The organism is uncultured Maribacter sp., assembly GCF_947500985.1.
In the GTDB taxonomy this organism is placed as follows: Bacteria; Bacteroidota; Bacteroidia; order Flavobacteriales; family Flavobacteriaceae; genus Maribacter.
Genome location: NZ_CANMTX010000001.1, coordinates 389,288 through 408,501, shown reverse-complemented (window position 1 = coordinate 408,501; position 19,214 = coordinate 389,288). Strand labels below are relative to the sequence as shown.

At 34.2% G+C, this 19,214-nt stretch carries 18 protein-coding genes; 12 read left to right on the top strand and 6 right to left on the bottom strand.

The window, feature by feature from the left end; all coding sequences use genetic code 11:
• Positions 1–141: 141 nt before the first annotated feature.
• The 12 genes from Q0871_RS01830 to Q0871_RS01775 all read left to right on the top strand — a co-directional run bounded on the left by Q0871_RS01830 (position 142) and on the right by Q0871_RS01775 (position 13,141).
• Positions 142–696, top strand: a complete 555-nt coding sequence (locus Q0871_RS01830) for a LemA family protein (RefSeq protein WP_299317255.1) — start codon at positions 142–144, stop codon at positions 694–696.
• 5 nt (positions 697–701) lie between these two features.
• The gene (locus Q0871_RS01825) at positions 702–1,853 is read left to right on the top strand and encodes a glycosyltransferase family 4 protein (protein WP_299317254.1); all 1,152 of its coding nucleotides are present in this window, start codon (positions 702–704) and stop codon (positions 1,851–1,853) included.
• A 1-nt stretch (position 1,854) separates the two neighbouring features.
• The gene (locus Q0871_RS01820) at positions 1,855–2,808 is read left to right on the top strand and encodes a hypothetical protein (protein ID WP_299317253.1); all 954 of its coding nucleotides are present in this window, start codon (positions 1,855–1,857) and stop codon (positions 2,806–2,808) included.
• A gap of 4 nt (positions 2,809–2,812) precedes the next feature.
• On the top strand, positions 2,813–3,220 hold the full coding sequence (locus Q0871_RS01815) for a hypothetical protein (RefSeq protein ID WP_299317252.1): 408 nt from the start codon (positions 2,813–2,815) through the stop codon (positions 3,218–3,220).
• Positions 3,220–4,323, top strand: coding sequence for a glycosyltransferase family 4 protein (locus Q0871_RS01810; RefSeq protein WP_299317251.1), 1,104 nt, complete (start codon positions 3,220–3,222; stop codon positions 4,321–4,323). The genes Q0871_RS01815 and Q0871_RS01810 overlap by 1 nt, the downstream gene beginning before the upstream one ends.
• Positions 4,320–4,928 (top strand): hypothetical protein, encoded by a 609-nt coding sequence (locus Q0871_RS01805; protein ID WP_299317250.1) that lies wholly within the window; start codon positions 4,320–4,322, stop codon positions 4,926–4,928. The genes Q0871_RS01810 and Q0871_RS01805 overlap by 4 nt, the downstream gene beginning before the upstream one ends.
• Entirely contained in the window at positions 4,928–5,734 is an 807-nt protein-coding gene (locus tag Q0871_RS01800) for a hypothetical protein (RefSeq protein WP_299317249.1), read from the top strand. The genes Q0871_RS01805 and Q0871_RS01800 overlap by 1 nt, the downstream gene beginning before the upstream one ends.
• Positions 5,735–6,152: 418 nt before the next feature.
• Positions 6,153–6,782: a DUF2064 domain-containing protein gene (locus tag Q0871_RS01795; protein ID WP_299317248.1), complete on the top strand. Its 630-nt coding sequence runs from the start codon at positions 6,153–6,155 to the stop codon at positions 6,780–6,782.
• Positions 6,783–6,837: 55 nt separating this feature from the next.
• Positions 6,838–9,858, top strand: coding sequence for a TonB-dependent receptor (locus tag Q0871_RS01790; RefSeq protein ID WP_299317247.1), 3,021 nt, complete (start codon positions 6,838–6,840; stop codon positions 9,856–9,858).
• A 33-nt stretch (positions 9,859–9,891) separates the two neighbouring features.
• On the top strand, positions 9,892–10,833 hold the full coding sequence (locus Q0871_RS01785; RefSeq protein WP_299317246.1) for a nucleoside hydrolase: 942 nt from the start codon (positions 9,892–9,894) through the stop codon (positions 10,831–10,833).
• Positions 10,834–10,838: 5 nt separating this feature from the next.
• Positions 10,839–11,816 (top strand): phosphotransferase, encoded by a 978-nt coding sequence (locus Q0871_RS01780; protein WP_299317245.1) that lies wholly within the window; start codon positions 10,839–10,841, stop codon positions 11,814–11,816.
• A gap of 479 nt (positions 11,817–12,295) precedes the next feature.
• Complete coding sequence (locus Q0871_RS01775; protein ID WP_299317244.1) at positions 12,296–13,141, top strand: formate/nitrite transporter family protein; 846 nt, start codon at positions 12,296–12,298, stop codon at positions 13,139–13,141.
• A gap of 199 nt (positions 13,142–13,340) precedes the next feature.
• On the opposite strand, the gene Q0871_RS01770 is transcribed toward Q0871_RS01775, so the two are convergent.
• From Q0871_RS01770 to Q0871_RS01745, 6 genes are all read right to left on the bottom strand, one after another.
• Complete coding sequence (locus Q0871_RS01770) at positions 13,341–14,105, bottom strand: phosphoribosyltransferase family protein (protein WP_299317243.1); 765 nt, start codon at positions 14,103–14,105, stop codon at positions 13,341–13,343.
• A 3-nt stretch (positions 14,106–14,108) separates the two neighbouring features.
• Entirely contained in the window at positions 14,109–15,107 is a 999-nt protein-coding gene (locus Q0871_RS01765) for a hypothetical protein (protein ID WP_299317242.1), read from the bottom strand.
• A gap of 9 nt (positions 15,108–15,116) precedes the next feature.
• On the bottom strand, positions 15,117–16,571 hold the full coding sequence (locus Q0871_RS01760; RefSeq protein WP_299317241.1) for a nicotinate phosphoribosyltransferase: 1,455 nt from the start codon (positions 16,569–16,571) through the stop codon (positions 15,117–15,119).
• A 10-nt stretch (positions 16,572–16,581) separates the two neighbouring features.
• The gene (locus tag Q0871_RS01755; protein ID WP_299317240.1) at positions 16,582–17,013 is read right to left on the bottom strand and encodes a nucleoside 2-deoxyribosyltransferase domain-containing protein; all 432 of its coding nucleotides are present in this window, start codon (positions 17,011–17,013) and stop codon (positions 16,582–16,584) included.
• Between the two features lie 104 nt (positions 17,014–17,117).
• Positions 17,118–17,792, bottom strand: a complete 675-nt coding sequence (locus tag Q0871_RS01750; protein ID WP_073244486.1) for an NUDIX domain-containing protein — start codon at positions 17,790–17,792, stop codon at positions 17,118–17,120.
• A 99-nt stretch (positions 17,793–17,891) separates the two neighbouring features.
• Positions 17,892–19,145: an NAD(P)/FAD-dependent oxidoreductase gene (locus Q0871_RS01745; protein ID WP_299317239.1), complete on the bottom strand. Its 1,254-nt coding sequence runs from the start codon at positions 19,143–19,145 to the stop codon at positions 17,892–17,894.
• Positions 19,146–19,214 lie beyond the last annotated feature (69 nt).

Here is a 19,214-nt window from a genome sequence, read left to right as displayed (position 1 = left end):
TAACCAAACTGATTTGTTTAGGGACCACTCTTCTACTAATCTATTACATCTATTATTAGTGTAGGAGTTTACTTTGTAATATGATTCCAATTTTATAATAATACTCGGCTAATTCTGTTATTTTAGCATAAAACTATCCCTATGCTTATATCTATTGTATTAATTGCTATTGTCCTTATTTTGTTTTTCTATGCTATTTCAGTGTATAACGGTTTGGTTAGAAAGAAAACAGAAATGGCAGAAGGCTGGAGCAGCATTGATGTATTCTTGAAAAAACGTTATGACTTGATTCCTAGTTTAGTAGAAACCGTTAAAGGCTATGCGACACACGAAAAAGAAACCTTTGAAAATATCACCAAAGCTAGAAATTTAGCGCAAAACGCTTCTTCTGTTGATGAACAAGGAAAAGCTGAAAGCGCCTTAAAAAATTCTATGGTAAACCTTTTTGCCGTTGCCGAAAATTACCCGGATCTAAAAGCCAATCGTAATTTTAGTGAATTGCAAAATGAGCTGTCTTCATTAGAAGATGATATTGAAATGACCCGTAGGTATTACAACGCCACGGTAAAAGAAAACAATATTGCTATTGAAAGCTTTCCGTCTAATATTTTTGCCAATATGTTCAATTTCAGCAAGGGTGAGTTTTTTGAAATTGAAAATTCGAAAGAGAAAGAACCGGTTAAATTTTCTTTCTAATTTCGATGAACAGAAATGTATATGCTACATATGATGTGTTCCCGAGCGCAAAAGGAGCCTCAACACATATTAAAGAGATGATCAACGTATCATCACAGCAATGTGATGAATTACAATTATTCTGCTTACGAGGTAATAGCACCTACCCTGCCGTACAAACGGAAGGGAATATTGTTATAAAGCGTTATTACAATGAAGAGGAGATGAACTATTTAGAAAAAGCTTCTCTTTTTTCCCAACAGCTATTTATTGATATCCAAAAAAATAAAGAATCTATTCAAATAGGTCATTTTAGAGATGTTTGGAGCGGCATGGGATTAACTGCCGAACCTAGTATAAAAACGATTTTTGAGGTAAATGCCCTAACATCTATAGAGCTACCTTATAGATATCCCAATTTAACACCCACTTTTTTAAAGAAATTAAGAGAGATAGAATCGCAATGTTTACAAAAGGCGACCGTGATTATTACTCCGTCCGAAGTTACCAAAGCATATTTAGAAACTAATTATGCCATTGATACAGCAAAGATAAAAGTGATACCAAATGGGGCACATATACCAGAATCTTACGATAGACCCATTGATGCACCTGAACAGTACATTATCTATTTTGGAGCCATACAACCTTGGCAAGGTGTAGATGTGTTGCTTAAAGCTATGACGTATTTAGAAGATTTTGAAGATCTAAAACTGGTCATTTGTTTAGCGGTAAAAGAAAAGGCCTTTAAACCTTATAAAAAACTGGTAGAGAAATTAGGCTTAAAAGATCGTATAATTCTAAAGTCTAGATTATCTAAAAAGGAGTTGTACAACTATGTACACTATGCAGAAGCTTCTATAGCCCCTTTAAAGGCATGCGACAGAAATATTACACAAGGTTGCTGTCCGCTAAAGATATTAGAGAGTATGGCTTGTGAGACGGCCGTAATTGCATCTGAATTACCAGTGGTGACCGAGTTGGTTACCGAACAAGAAGCTTTACTTTTTGAGCCCGATAGAGAACAAGATTTGGCACGTTGTATTCGGTTTATATTAGATGAGCCAGAACGAAAGGAAACCTATATAGCCAATGCTTTTGAAAAGGTGAAAAGCACTTTTTTATGGGAAGATCAAAAAGAGAAATTGAAAAAAATATACCAAGATTTAACGCTCTAATATGGATAGACAAGGCAATGTATTAAATAAAGAACAATATATAGGAGCCCCTATAGAAAGAGCACACTTACACCGTGGTTTTAATTCTAAAAAAACACCTGTAAAATGGATTCGTTTTTTTAGGGCCTGTGTAATGCAACGAGAAATAGCCAGAGAACAAAAAAGTAAGAGAATTAAGCAAATTTGGTTCATTCTTCTCGGTGTCTTCTTATGTAATTTTGTGGCAATTCCTTTGAACTTTATATCCGAGACTTTAGGGTCAATTTTTACAGTAATAGGTATGCTCACTTGTCCTGGGCTGATTGTTGCGGGTATCATGACCTATTTAACGAACAAGAAGTTTAAAAAGAATTATACAGAGGGTTTTGATTTTTTTGCCGATTACTTTTCTGCCTTGTTTACCTTGATCGAAGAAGATTTACAGTTAGATTCTAAAATAGCATTAGAGGCGAATGTAAAAGATACGGTAACGGAAGAAAACCTTATTAAGAATGAGTCGTACACTAGTGAAACTAGAGGGTTTATATCAGGAATAGAAAAAAACTATGAACGTGTCATCAGTAAGGGTTCTTGTTTCTTTAATGATGAATCGTTGATCTTCTTTCAGTTTAGCGAAAGAACAAGGGAGCGTATAATTAAAAAAAGAGGTAGTAGCGGTAAAAGAAAAACAAAACATAAGTATAGGGCTGCCTACCCTTTTACTATTAAAATGAAAATACCTAAGCACAAATACCAATTAAACCCAACAATTGATACTTCGCAAATAAGCTTTGCTGAAGATGATGAGTATTACGTATTTAAGGTATACCGAAAATTCGATGTTAAAAAAGAAAATCCGGATCAATACAGTCCGTATGAAGAAAGTAGCATTTCTTCATTTGCTGTAGATTATTTCTCTTTAGAAGTTATTAACCTGATCAACACCTGCTACAGTTGTGTAACACCTAGCGCTTAATCTTATGGAAGAAAATAAAATACGTTGCGAAGAATTTACAGGATTATTTGTAGTTCGCAATTGCGAAAATAATCGGACCGTAGTTTGCGAGAAATGCAAGAAAAATGTGTGTAATATACATGCGTTTAAAGCCAATAAAATTATAAGTAAAAATAGTGGGCCTGAGGTTTATAGAAAAAAGAACGCCATATTATGTATTAGTTGCTTTGTAGAATTCGATGCACGACTTACCAATGATATTGAGCTCTATTCTAAAGATAGATCTGTTTGGAGAAGAAAAATGATCAATAGATTCCATGCAGAATACCCGTACATGGTATTTATGGCAGATGATTATGGTAGTTTATTTGATAGTAGCTCTACTATTTTTATGCATGATGATTCTGATGATGGATCTTATTTTGATAGTTAATGAATGTTCTATTGATCACTCAAAATTACCCACCTAATAAAGGCGGTATGGCTGTTTCTTGTGATCGCTTGGTGCGTAATTTTAAGCGAAACGGTATAACGGTACATATCATTCATTTTACGAATAGAAAGAAAAAGTTCAAAACTGATACCGTTGTAAAAGGAACCTATTCTGCCGTGCCTATAGAAAACTCTGAGGAGTTTACATTATCGTTAGCGTCAGAATTTATACAGCAACTCCCCTATTTAGATACATTGACCCATGTTGGAGTATTTGGAGGTAACCTACCGCTTAATATCGGGCCTATTTTATCTAAATGGCTACAAAAACCGCTTATTACCTTTATAAGAGGAAATGATTTTGACGAAGGTATCTTTTCAAAGAAGCGAAATCAATTATTATACGCACTAGAGAATTCTAGCTATGTATTTACTGTCACGAATGAGAAGAGAGAAAAAATTGACCGCCTAGTAACACACAACAATACTTATTTTACGCAAAACGGAATTGATACGGCGTTATGGAAACCGGCGAAAAGCCATCTTAAACATATAGATGATTTAAAAAAGTCGTTCAATTCTAAAATACCGATTGCCTTTGTAGGGCAATTAAAAGCCAAAAAAGGGGTTGTAAACTTTGTAGAAACCTTTGCGAAATTTCCACACAAGAACGATTTTGTACTGTGTTTAATAGGTGATGTAAGCGAAGAAACAAAAACATACATTCTAAATTTAGAGGTCAATGTTCAGTTTTTTGCTTTTGCAAACCAGAATGAACTTGTATCGTTTTACAATGCCATTAGTATCGTTGCCATACCTTCTTTTTATGACGGTATGCCAAATGTACTGTTAGAAGCAGCAGCAACAAAAAACATTGTAATTGGTGCAAATGTTGGAGGAATAAAAGATGTTGTAAATACTAAAGTCGATGGATTTTTATATCACCCCTTGCAGCCGAATGAACTGTTAGATATTCTGTTGCAAGTACATAAAATGACACCTGCAGAAAAGGAAGCTATGGGTGAGGCATTATATCAGAAAATAAAAACGAATTATACAGAAGAAATAGAAATATCAAATTACCTAAATATTTTAAAACCATGAGAAAATTACACCTACTTTTTGTACTATCATTACTTCTGTTAGGAAGCTGTAAAACAGAAAACAAGAACTCGTCTAGCCCTGCAGAAACCACTACAAATGCTAGTGCAACTACAAATAGCCTTGATGTTACCATTGCAAACGCCGACGGAGCATTAATAGGTGGTTTTGACGTATCGCCAATAAAGATCGTTGCGAACAATACGACGTATACTTTTAAAAGTAAGCCAGATAAGCATAAGTTCTATGCTAACGGAAAAATGAAGTATGAAGTAAAATTCAAAGAAGGAAGTTTAAAATTACGCGATGAAGATTCTGATTTATTATGGAAAGTGAAAATATACCCAGACAAGGTAAAAATCTCTGATAACGAAGAGAATGAAAATGCTTTTGAAGTCCGCCCTTATGATGATAAGATTAAGGTGAAACGTGATGGTGAAGAGTTATACAGGGTAAATTTAGAAGGAAATATCGTAAAAGTGAATGACAAAGAAGCATTTACACTTTCATCAAACCAAGAAAGTTATGTGTATGCTATTTTGGCAATAGATGAGATACCTAATGAGCATAAAATGTTCATTATAGCAGAATTATTAAATAAGATATAGTGTATTTATTTTATGTCTATGGTGCTGGTTTTGGGCATATAAATAGGGTTCTTAATTATATACACACAAAAAAAATTCCGCTAAAGAATTGTGTGCTGTTAACGAATTCTATCTATCACGACCAGGTACCAAAAGATATAAAAACACTACATATAGAAGATGCATACTTTAAGGATCAAGATCGCTTCAACCTCTTTCTACAAAACTGCATAAAGGAGTATAAGATAGATACATTGGTTGTTGATGTTTTCCCGGCAGGATTTTACGGAGAACTTGAAAAAAGCATCACAGACATTAGTGCCATACAGACCATATTACTGGCTCGCATATTAAGCAAAGACTACTTTGAAAAATATGGGAGTCCGGTTTATGATATTGTCTATACACTTGAAAACGGAATTACGTTAGCGAATTATAAATATAGAAAGGTGATTCCGTTTACGCTACAACTAAAACCGAGAGAACGTTCACAAGACGTAATACTTAAGAAACCTTATTTTCTGGTCATGCACTCCTCCCCTATAGATGAGGTTTTGCTATTGTACAAACAAGCGTTATTGTACCGTACCGATGAGCACATTTACATCTATTCATTTTGTGTTATAGATAAGCCGCTAATCCTTGAAAATACTAGTAGTATTAGTGGAAATAGAATAGACGGCCACTTATTAGATAATGCTTCAAAAATATTTTCGGGCTGCGGATTTAACAGTACGCTAGAGACTGAAAAATTTAGAGAAAAACAACATATACTACCTTTTAAAAGAAAGTATGATGATCAGTTTTTAAGAAAGCAATTGCTTTAAATTGTTCGTTATAATTTCAAATACTATAGATTTTTAGATTTTCAAATAGCTATATAATTTACCATCTGAAGTTACGCTACAGGAAGAAATCACATTTTTTTTATCTAATTGATAAGCTATAGTGTTATTGGATTTTTTTAATGAAGTCGTTTTGGTGTTGCAGGTTTTAATTTGATCTGAGTCCATTTGAACTACCATAGGTTTAATATCATTCGAATTTTTGGCTCTTTTAAATTTAGTAGAGTCAAAATGAAATAAAAGAATTGGGTCCTCTCAAAATTTTAACAAATAGAATTGTAGTGTTTTAGATAACTTCACGACCAACGGTTTAAAATCGACCATTATCACTAAGTTAAGTACTACTGCCGTTCTTGTTTTTGCACTTTCTTCAGAAGAAGAGAGCAAGCATAAACATTTTATGAATTCTGGTGAACTTTCAGAAAAGTTAACGGCTAACAGTATTAGAAAAGCAGAAGCTGCTAATTTAGACTGTATACTTTATACAGAGAAACAACAAAAAGGAAACACCTTTGGGCAACGTTTTAGCAACGCCATGTCATCTGTTTTTGCTTTAGGCTATGATAATGTAATTGTTATTGGTAACGACACGCCTCAGTTACAATCTAAGCATATAAAAGAAGCCCATCAAAGGCTTCAACAAAATCAACCGACCATAGGTCCTAGTTTAGATGGCGGGTTTTATTTATTGGCTATTTCTAAAGACCAATTTAAGGCAAAAACATTTCAGACTTTTGATTGGCAAACTAATAAAATCTTTAGTCAGGTTCATCAGTATATTACTATTGAACTTAATGCAGATCAAATACAAAATACAATTCATTGTATTTCTACTTTTTATGACCTTGATAATATAACTAGAGTTAAAAAGGTACTTGCCCAATTGGGTGCATCTTTCAAATTAATAAGTGCCTGTTTACAAAAATTAATAGAAGCTTCTATTTTAATTGTCCGAAACAGTCAAAATTTAAATGCTACATATTTCTTAGCCTGCTTTTACAATAAAGGCTCACCCAGCTGCATACATTAAACCAAGCTTTAATTTAATGTATCAATTGCACCAACTGGTGCTTTCAAAAATTTTTATGAAAAAATATTTAAGTATAGCACTCTTGCTATGTTGTGCTGTGCTGTCTGCACAAGAAGATTTAGTAGTTACTGTTATTGATTTTAACACCAATAAACCCATTGAAGGAATCACTGTATCGTTATTAAATAAAAACATGGCCTACGAGGTCAATAAAAACACATCAGCTTCAGGTACGGTCTTTTTTAATTCTATACCTGTAGTAAATGGATATCAAGTAGTCTTTGATGGTGACGATACGTATGCAGCCCAAGTTTCAGAACTTTTAGATGTACGCTCAAACCAAGAACTTAGTTTACAATTTTTATTAATTCCTTCCTCCTCCGTAACCGAAAGTTTAGATGAAGTAGTTGTTTCTTCAATAGCCGGTGCTCGTATTAACAGAAAATCGGCAGAAGTTTCTTTTGAACTAAAAGAAGCAGAGTTGAAAGAGTTGCCTGTAGAAGGTAGAGATATAACCCGGGCTTTGTTTAGGTTACCAAATGTATCTCAGGCTACTGGTTTTTTCCCAGAGGCACCAAATGTAAGTATCAATGGTGGTAATGGTTTATTTACTTCATATCTAATTGATGGTCTGGATAATAACGAACGTTTTTTAGGAGGTCAAAAATTTGCTATACCAGTAGGGTTTACTAAAGATATTACGGTTTTAACCAATAACTATTCTGCAGAATTTGGACTTTCTAATAATGGTGTTATCAACGTAACCACTAAATCTGGCGGTAATGAAATTGAGGGCGAAGTGTTTTTTGTTACAAGACCGGGTGCTTCTGTAGATGCTAGTTCTGCATTTGCACAACGCGATCTTTCAGGAAACCAGGTTCAAGATGGTTTTCAAAGATACCAACAAGGTTTTGCTATTGGGGGTCCGTTAGTAAAGGATAAAACGTTCTTTTTTCTAAATGCAGAATATACGAGAGATCTTAAAGACAACCTCTTAAACTCAGAACAACTAAACGTTAACGAAACCGTCAGAGGTAGTAATAATTTTACTTATATCTCTGCAAAGATTGATCAAAATTGGTCTAAAAACTTTAGAAGTTCGTTACGTGCCAATGTTGGTTTGGTAACTATAGAAAGACAAGGTGGAGGTCTTGAAGGCGGAGTTCTTTTTCCGTCTGCAGGAAATTTTCAAGATCGAAACTCATTAAATATCGCCTTTAAAAATGATTTTATCGGAGATAAATACAGTTTACAAAGTAACTTTCAATATTCTCGTTTTAGATGGGATTATGGTAGACCTATAGATGCAGATAGTCCACGTGTTACTATTTTAGATCCAGGATCAGCAGCAATAGCTATAATTGGTCGTCCGGGTTTTGATTTTGATGCATTGGAAAACACTTTTCAATTTCAACAAAAAGGTAAATTTTATTTAGGTAATCATACATTGAAAGCAGGTTTAGGGCTTATTTCTGGTAACCATAGTCTTACTGGCGGTGGTAACCCAAGCGGAAACTATTCGGTAAGATTAACTCAAGATCAACTGGATCAATTAAGTACGGCTAACCTTGGTAGTAGTTTAAGTATTAACGATCTACCTTCGGATGTTACGGTTACTTCATATGATGTAGAATTGCGCCCACAGTCTTTTGGCACTACACAGAATATTTATTCTATTTATCTAGAAGATGAATGGAGTGCTACCGATAAACTTAAAATTACTTATGGTTTACGATATGATTATGATAACCTTTCTAAAGGAGGTAGTGATAAAGGAGATTTAAATAATATAGCACCACGTTTTAATTTTAACTATCAGCTTGGTGATAATGCAAGTATACGTGGTGGTTATGGTATTTTTTACGATAAAATCAATTATGCTATTTATAGTGATGCCTTACAACAGAATACGAACGGAGCTGATTACCGTTTACAACTTCAAGAGTTTATAGACTTAGGTTTACTACCGGCAGATACCAATATTGACCGCGTTACTTTCGAAGGTAATTTAGCAGCTTCTTTTGTAGAGGCAGATAATATTAGTTATTTAAACGGTCCGTCTGGCGAAACGTTACAAGCGAATAGAGAAAACGTTTTTAGTAATGAGCGTCGTATACTAAATCCTGATGGTTACAAAAACCCATTTACACATCAATTTACTTTAGGTTACCAATTACAAATAGATCAAAGTAGTTTGTTTTATGTGGATTTGGTACACAATGAGGCTCGCGATTTATTTAGGCTTCGTAATTTAAATGCAGCGGCAGAATTTCCAATTGATTCGAATTTTACACAAGATGATGTGCGAACTGCGGCAGAAGCAGATTTGTCAAGACCTATACCAATTGAAAATGGTGGTGCAACTATAAATGGAGAACGTTTAACAGGTATTGCCCGTAGCGTAGTTATTACAGAAAGTGAAGGTCGATCACGCTATTCTGCTTTAAGTCTTAACTATCAAAAAGACCGTGGTGAAGGCATATTTGGTTACCGTTTTAACTATACGCTATCTTCTTCTAAAAATGATACGGAGGGAATCAATTTTAGAGCAATGGACGGTAATAATTATGACCTAGAATTTGGACCATCTATAAACGACCGAACACATCTTATCAATGCCATTGGTAGCTTATATCCAGTAAAAGGTTTATCTGTTACCCTTGCAGGGTTATTACAAAGTGGTCAGCCTATTAACAGAATACCGAATACGACCATTGTTACTTCAGATTTTGAACAATTTTTAACGCGTGATTTAAATGGTGATGGTACTGGTTTTGGAGAAAACTTTACGGGTAACAGTGACCGCTCTCCAGGAGAGAGTAGAAATAGCGACCGTTTACCTTGGTCATATACTTTTGATTTGGCAGCACAATACCAATTTGAATTATCAAAAGGAAATAAAATAGAGCTAAGAGCAGATGTTTTTAATCTTTTTAATAACGTAAACTTAAGTGGTTTTAGTAATAATGCGACGCAGAGCAACCAGATTCAAGAAGGACCGGCAGATAGCGGTTTTATAGCAAGAAATGCTGCACCACCAAGACAGTTTCAATTTAGTGCTAGATATTTGTTCTAATAGATTAATTATAAAATTTAAAGTAGAAAATTTATGTTGAATAAAATACATTGGGTGTTGTCTCTTTTCGTGGTTTTAATAACCATAAATGGATGTAAGGCACAGTTAAACCAGAAGGTTGAAAAAATTCCTCTAATTATAGATGCCGATACAGCAAATGAGGTTGATGATCTTTTTGCCCTTGTTCGTGCTATAGAAGAACCAAAGTTTAATTTGTTGGCAATTACATCGGCGCAGTTTCACACCTCGCCATATGCTGGCGATAGTACGGTCGTTGAAAGTCAGCAAATAAACGAAAGGTTAATGAGTTTGTTAAACCAAACAGACCTTGCGCTACCCTTGGGTAGTAACGATCCTCTAATGACAAATGATGCCCCACAAAATTCAGAGGCGGCTCAATTTATTATTAAAAGAGCCCATGAAATAAAACATGGAAATAAATTACAATTGGTCATTTTAGGATCTTGTACCAATGTAGCCTCGGCTATTTTATTAGATAGTACCATTGTACCTAAGATACAAGTGAATTATTTGGGCTTTTGGCATGATCCAGAAGTAAATAGTTATGACAAGAACGAGTTTAATTCTAGAAATGACAGTATTGCTGTAAATGTAATTATGAATTACCCTAAGCTAAAGGTTAGGGTAATGACAGCAACTACAAGTCAACATCTTGTATTTAAGAAAACAACTGTAGATGCACACTTAAAGGGAAAAGGAACTATGCCCGATTATTTGGTAAACCGGTGGGACACTTACCAACGATGGTGGACAGAGAAAGATCCGGAGAAAACAGAATGGATTATGTGGGACGTTGCTATTATTGAGGCCTTGGCCCATCAAGAGTGGGCAACCTTAAAAACCTTTAAGACCCCTAAAGAAAACGTACAGCGCGATATTGAAGTATATACGAATATTGAGGTTGAGCAAATGGAAAATGATTTTTGGAAACATATGAACCAACTTATTAAATAATATAGATGCAATTAACAGCTAATATTAATATAGAACTTTTGAGTACTTTTTTGAGTAAGGAAGGTATTTTAGGGGAAGGTGAAAAGGTGGAAAGCACCGAAAAACCAGGAGAAGGTAATATGAACGTTGTGTTACGTGTACGTACTAATCAACGAACTTTTATAGCAAAACAGTCTAGACCATTTGTACAGAAATATCAAGATATTCCAGCACCTATAGATCGTATTGCAGTAGAGCATCAATTTTATCAGACCATTGAAAAAGGAACAATAGATCAACATTTACCAAAAGTACTAGGGTTTCTTTCTAAAGAACACCTATTATTTCTAGAAGATTTAGGTGATAGCGAAGATTTTTCTTTTGTGTATAATAATACACGAGAAATCTCTAAAAGCCATATAGAACAATTAACGTCTATAGCTAGGGGAATTCATGAAAGTACACTTACCAGTACTTACCCTGAAAACATAGAATTACGTAAACTAAACCATCAACACATATTTGTACTGCCTTTTTTAGAAGAAAACGGTTTCTCTTTAGATGATGTACAAGAAGGTTTACAAGCTTTATCATTACCGCTAAAGCAAGATTTGCTATTAAAAGAAAAAATAGCTCTTCTTGGAAAATTGTATTTGACTACAACAGGTGGCGTATTGCTACATGGTGATTATTACCCTGGCAGTTGGATGTGTAAACAAGATAAAATATTTGTTTTAGATCCTGAGTTTAGTTTTTTAGGGTTCGCAGAATTTGATCTAGGTGTCATGGCGGCTCATCTTTTTATGGCAACAGGTAATACTAGTATATTAGAAGAAGTCATAGAAGGTTATCAACGACCAATAAATAAATCACTAATGCGAGAATTTGCTGGTATGGAGGTTTTACGTCGTTTAATAGGCTTAGCTCAATTACCATTGAAACGTTCACTAGAAGAGAAGAAAACCTTGCTTAGCACAGCGCGATCTTGGGTAGTGGGTGGCTAACGTTTTTAGTTATGCGTTGACAAATTTTTTTAGATTAATTTTTATGTCTAGTTCATTTTAAGTAACAATCTTATAGACTGGCTAGTTTTTATTGAGTAACATATTTATCATCATTTTCTTTGAAGCTATTGGTGCAACAGATGTGGTCAATCGATTCTTTTAGTTCATCAAAACTATAATTGAATTGTGTATTGGTTACCTACAGGTACACCTCCTATATTACTATCCATTTTTTTAGGTTATCTAAAAATTTATTCGGAGTAACTATACTTAGGTTCATTATGTATTTTTAAGAAAATTGGCATGCATAAATTCTATGCTGTGCAGTTAGTTTCAAAACCAAATATTTAAAGTAGCGTAAACCTTACCAGTAGTATCATAGGTTTAGTTGATTAGCGTAAGTATTTATATAACAGTATATTGTATAAATATAGAGATGAGTTGATTACAGCTGCCTTTATAAAGCCAACTATTACATTATGGAAAATAAAGAAATAGAACAGGAAGACCATCAGAAAAAACTGGAAAAGAAATCTGAAGAAATTAAAGATGGAAATGAATACAGTGTAATTCTTAGTAGGGTTATTCATGAAGGAGAAGAAATTTTCAAGATAAAAAACAAAGCCATGTTTTTAAGTGCGGTAATTGCTGGCTTGGAAATTGGGTTTAGCTATTTTCTTATCTGTGCACTTTACTATTTATTAAATGGAACTGTAGATACTACTATTATTTTCAAACTTTTTGCAGTGGTATACCCTGTAGGATTTATATTGGTTATCCTTGGAAAATCTGCACTATTTACCGAGCAAACATCAGTATTGGCTTTGCCTATGTTGAATGGTCAGCGCAGCATTTGGGAATTATTTTGGGTATGGGGCGTAGTTATATTAGGTAATATCATAGGAGGTAATATTTTTGCTGCTTTTATAGGATTACTTGCGCCGCATCTTCATCTTTTTACAGCCGAGACCATGGTAGAAATTGGTACTCATGTAGTTAAAGAAGGCTCTTGGGTTCTATTAGCAAGTGCGGTTGTAGCCGGATGGTTAATGGGATTATTGACCTGGTTATTGAATAGTACTATGAATTCGCTTACTCGTGTTGTACTAATAATTATGATAACTGGTGTGATAGGTTTTGGAGGATTTCACCATAGTATTGTGGGCAATATAGAGGTGTTTGGTGCTTTTTTACATTCTAGTGATATTAGTTTTCTAGATTACCTTTGGTTTCTATTTTTAGCATTACTGGGTAATAGTATTGGTGGTGCTGTTGTAGTGGGTCTTTTTAAATACCGAATTTTTGAATCTAACTACAAAGAGTAGGTTTAATGTTGTATTTGAATATGCCACAATCACTTTAGGGTTTCTTAACGTTGTTAGTAGCGAAAAACATATGAATTCTTTACAACTTCCCCTTGGTAAATACTATTGAAAGCAACATATATTTTAACATTGCAATTAAATTTTTAAAAAAAAATAGCGCATTACTGCGCTATTTTTTATTTTACTATTATGTAGAATTTTACAATCCTTCTAACTTGAATTGCGTTACAAAATCATCATCAATATCCTTATAGCTATTGGTACAATAAATATGGTCAATCGATTCTTTTAATTCATCAAAGCCATAATTGAATTGTGCATGGGTAACATATAGATAAACCTTTTCGGCACCTTGTGTTTTCAAGGCTTCCGCCAAAAATTTGAATGTTCTTCCGCCATCGGCTAAATCGTCGACAATTAGACATTCTTTACCTTTCACATCACCTTGTATACTAATTACAGGAGCACCATCTATTCTCACTTTATTAGAGGGTACTAAATCGGCATTTAGTTTTTCGGCAATTTCATGGGTCGTTTTATACGCACCAGCATCTGGACTCACTAATACTGGGTTACCTATTTGGTTATATGCTTTTTCAACAAAATCGAAATGAGATATTTTCTCTGAATTATCAATTAATGCCAATGAAATAGGGCTGTGCGGATGCAAGATAGCAACGTTATCAAACCTCATGTCATTGATAAACTTGCAAATGATTTTTAAGTCGAACGACTCTCCTTTATTAAATCGTCTATCTGATCGTTGCCCAATTAGGCAAAATATGGTGAGTTTAGCTATGGCTGTTTTATTAGTCGCATTTTCAGCATCCCAGGCTTCTTTGATAGCAGCAGCTCTGAATAAATCTTCATAACTGTTCCCTCTAATTTTAATATGAATATCTCCGCCTTCAATTATTTTAGCAGTTACTTGACCGTCGTTAAACTTTTTTATTTCGTATTTCATATGCTAATTCTTTCTGTTGATATTCTCTATTTCTTGTTTCAATATATGGTTTGAGCTGCCGTAACTTACGATACTCACATCTAACGGCGAATTCTTAAATTTCTCTAATGCTTTGAACAATGATTCTAGTATCCAATCTAAATCATTACCAAATGCCCCACCCCCTACTAAGGTCAAAAATACTTTATTAGAATTGTTGTTTTTAAGATTCAACAATGCCGTATGTAAAGTAGCTTCATAGGTAGCTTCTAAAATTATTCTGGCAAAATTCTCCCAATAATAAGATTCAATAAAACAATATGCAACGGGCAATGCAGAACAATATATTTGAGATACAATTTGTTTTTTATCTGTCAATGTTACTTCTGTATTCCATTGCGTACCAACCTTTAGTTTACCCTTTAGAAACTCTCTTTGTGCATCTGTAAAACTTCCTAGTTGCTTATTAATACTGAGCAAGCCTTCTTGACTTAATAGTGCATAGCCGTTGACCATTTTCCACAATTGGAGTTCCTCATTATTAAGCTCTTTACCGATCCAATCTAAACAATCGATCTGATATGTACCTGTTTGCCCGATTTGATCATTAACCGGTGCAAAGTAATTTCTATATATGGTGCCTGCACCACAAGCTATGGCACATGCCGGACCTTGGGTAAAGTCATTTTCATAAATACCTACTCCCGCTTGAGGAGAAACTTCTGGACCAACCATTTCCAGTAAATTAAACTGGGATGCCGCTTGAAATAGCGCGTGCTCATTTCTAGGGTCGGCATGTAATTCTTGTATGTCGGCAACAACTTCAGAGACCTTTATTTTGCTAATGCTGTTATTAAAAGTTTGTTGTTTCTTTAATTGTTCTAAGGAAACAACTTCTAACGACCCGAATTGATAGGGTTTATTATTGACTTTAGAAATTAAATTCTGTCCGTCAATACTGATATTATCACGCACATATTCAGGTGATATTTCTTTAAATCCTGTCAATTCTTCGAACCACATAGTTTTGTTTTAAAGATTGGTATTAATACGGTCTCTTATTTCTTGTATGTTCGTTTGGTTTACAAATTGTCCATCCTCATAGATTACTTGCAACTCACCAGTAATTTCTTGATCTGGAGTCACTTGATCTATCAATTCATATTCACCGTTTTGTAATTCAACCTTTATCAATCCTTTTGCAGATTTTTTAACTCCGTCATCGGTTATAGGATCTTTGAAGATTTCTCTACGTTCACCATTTACCACTACAGAAGTAGCTTTCATTGCAAAACCAAAAGTATCTCTAGTATTAAATTGGTAGGTAAAAGAACCAATGCCAAGCACCACGTTAGTAGTAGCAAAGCCTTTATCGCTTAAACGTTGACATATAGCTTCCGCTCTTTCTGTGGTAATACTGTCACCATAAATAGCACCAATATGCGAGTCTAATACTTTAAAACCTTGTTCGTTGACAGTTCCGCCAAAAATATCCCAAAGTAGCTCCACTACCCCTTTATCTTTAGGTGTGTTACTTCCAAGTGTGCTAGATTCTCCACAAATAATATCAACAGGGTCTCCGCTATCTGGTCTTATCACAAGTTTACCATCTCTAGAAAGTACTTCTTCTTTTAGTTGCGGAAGATACACGGTAAGTACTTTCCATAAATCCCAGGTATCACTAACTACCGATAGAATTCCTGTTGGATATGTATCCATTAAAGTTCTAAACGTACCTATTTCATCATCTTTAGTACCTGCACACATTACAGAGTGTTCGGTAGCGTTTACAGAACCTACAACAAAACCTTTTGCATTGTAATAGTGACGCAAACTACTAATTACCGGAAGGGTATCTGATCCTAAAAATACAGATGCATGACCCATACCCGAAGAAATAGCACTTTGTAAGCCGCCCATACCTCTCATAGAAAAATCGTGCCCTTGAAAATCGATAAAAGCCAAATTGTCCTTATCGGTTTGAAGTGTCCATTTTTTGAAAATTCGTTTGTAACATAAAGCGATAGAAGCCGAAGTCATCGGTTGCCATAGCATGGTAGATAATATTGTTTCTAAGAAATTAGTAATCCAATAGAATTTTTTATCTGTGTTTACAACGGTTACCATAGGTACTCTAATAGGAACCTCTACCCCTTCTACAATCGATTTTACTTTAATAGGTAAATACTGTAAATCATGTAGTTCTTCATAATGAGTTACGTCATAGTCTGTACCTAAATAAAGCGATAACTCTTCTTTCAATTCATTACAGACCTGTGCTTTTGGCTTAGAAAAAAAGTTGTCCTGAAAATAATCATGTAACCATTGAAAAACATATTGTTGTCCAAATGAAACCACTTTGTCGCAACCTTTAGGAGCGTATTTATTACTTCTGGGTGTCCAGTTAGAATATACTTCTTCTGTACCTTTAGGGTATTGTTGGTGGTGTCCTGTTTTATATCCGTCTGTTAGTAGTAATCCGTTCATAATGTTGGTTTTATTTTATAGTATTTAAAGCCTCTTCTGTACTAAGAACTATAGGCGTATTGTATTTTTTACACAAAGTAGTAACGTAGGTATTCTTATAAAATTCTTTAGGACAAATAACAATTAATTTATCGTTTGCCACGTATAGCCCCAACTCAACCAAAGATATTGGAGATAAGGCATTTGGAAGAAAATTTAGAAGGATGATATCTGCCCTGTTTAAAGCATCTAGTTCCCAATTAATATGATTCTCCATCTCGCACTTGTTTAAAGAATCGTGCTGTTTATGTGTTGGGTCAAAAATGTGATGTCTATTTTCTAATGCAGTTATGCATTGTGTTCTCCAATTTGATGTAGTATTAGCATCCATACTACCCGCTAAGAAAACATACTTCTCTCCTATTGCTTTATCGGGTAATGAAGTTGTTGAATTGTAAATCATAATTTGCGTTATTATGACGCAAATGTAAAACACATTAGGATACGAACCTAGAATATTATGCGTTATTTTTACGCAAAGTAATTATATATCTGAAAAACAACGTATTATATCTCAAATATGATACCTTCTTCTTTAAGATGGAAGTATCTTTTTTCATTGAATTGGAATAAATTGGCGGGTCTACCAGAACCTTTAGAGACCTTTTCATCAAGTTCATCAAGTACATTTAAGCCCATAATCTTCTTTCTGAAGTTGCGCCTATCTACCTCCCTACCAAGTAGCGTGCTATATAATTTCTCTAAATCTGAAAATGGAAATTTGGTATCAAGCAATTCAAAACCTATTGGTTCATAGGTGATTTTTCCTTTTAATCTTTTAATAGCGGCATCCAAAATCTCCTTATGGTCAAAAGACAATTCTGGCAATTCATTTATATTAAACCACTGTACTTGTGCTGCATCTGTAGAAGCATATATTTTAAATGCATTAGGGCGAATTAATCCGAAATAAGCAATAGATACTACCCTACCCCTTGGGTCTCTATTCGGTTTCCCGAAAGTATAGAGCTGTTCCAGGTAATTGATTTTTATGCCAGTCTCCTCTTTAAGCTCTCGTTCAACGGCTTCTTCTAGTGACTCATCATCCAACACAAATCCACCAGGGATTGCCCATTTATCCTTAAAAGGTTCATATTTTCTTTTAATAAGTAATATGGAAATGTTACCAGCTTCATAGCCAAAGACTACAGCATCTACTGAGAGTTGAATGGATTGTTGCATACTATGCGTATATTTTACGCTAATATATGGAATTATAATTATTCACTTTAAACACCTGCTACCAATACTTTCTAACTCATCACGATTTCAAAGTGCCTATTATTTGAAAATACCCTGCAAATTTTCTAAAACACCCAGTGCAGCTTTTTCACCAGCAATCATAGCTGCATTTAAAGATCCATTTAGTTGTAAATCTCCAGCTAAATAAACGGTTTCTTTTAATCGTGTTTCTGAAGGTGATATCTCGTAATGTAAATCACTCAATTTTGGTAATGACTTTGGTATGCTGTAGTGTTTTATAAATGTAGAAGAAGTAATACCACAAAGTTCCTTTAACTCCATTTGCACTTGGTCTATGAAGGCTTTACCAGTTAAACCCTGATTGTCAACAACAGTAACAGAAAGCAATTCTTTACCTGCGTTTATGGCGGTTTTAAGACTTGTATGGTAAAAGATGTTATTGATGACAGTTCCTTGATCAGGAATTAATCCGATAAGGGGTTTTTTAATCGTTCTGTTCTCCGTTTCAAAATACAAGGTATCACAGCTTTGCCATTCTATAGCCTGATTCTTTAAATTTTGAATTAAGTTACTCGCTTCTGTGGCGATAATAATAAAATCACTTTCTATTTCTTGTCCATCAGCAAGCAGAATTTTGCTATCGCTAATAGAAGATACAGACGTGTTATATTTTATAACGGTGTTTTTTAATTGATGTAGTAGTTGTTTAGGAATCTCTTCAATACCACCTTTAGGCAATGCAGCATTTCCTTCACCGAACATTTTATAAACAAATTCGAACATTCTGCTAGAAGTTTCTAGCTTGTTTTCTAGAAAAATTCCGCTAAAAAAAGGTGTAAAGAAATCATTTATTATTTCAGAAGAGAAACCTAAATCGGTCAAATAAGAAAATGTTGTTTGCGCTTCATCTGAAAATATTTCGTCAATAGATTTTTTCTTTAGACTAGTATTTAATTTAAGAATTTTCAACTTATCGGCAACAGTACCAATATTGGCAAACAACGTAGAAAACAATAAGGATGCATCTCTTAGCGGATCACCAATTACTTCTTGTTTTCCATTTTTAAAAATGGAAGCTCCAGGTAAGAAATTTTGTAGTTCTAAAGCTTTATAATCAAGATATTTTTGAGCTGCAGGGTATGCGGTTAACAATACTTGAAATCCGTGGTCTAATTGATACCCGTTAATAATATCTGTTTTGACTCTACCGCCAACCCTATCGCTAGCTTCGATTAATACAGGAGAATATCCATTTTGTTCGAGCACAGTAGCTGCTATTAAGCCACTAATTCCGGCACCTATGATATGTATTTTATAATCCTGTTTATTCATTTTAAAATTTTGTTTAACTAATTTTATATAAATATAAACAAAATTAGTATTTTTGATATTGACTAATGT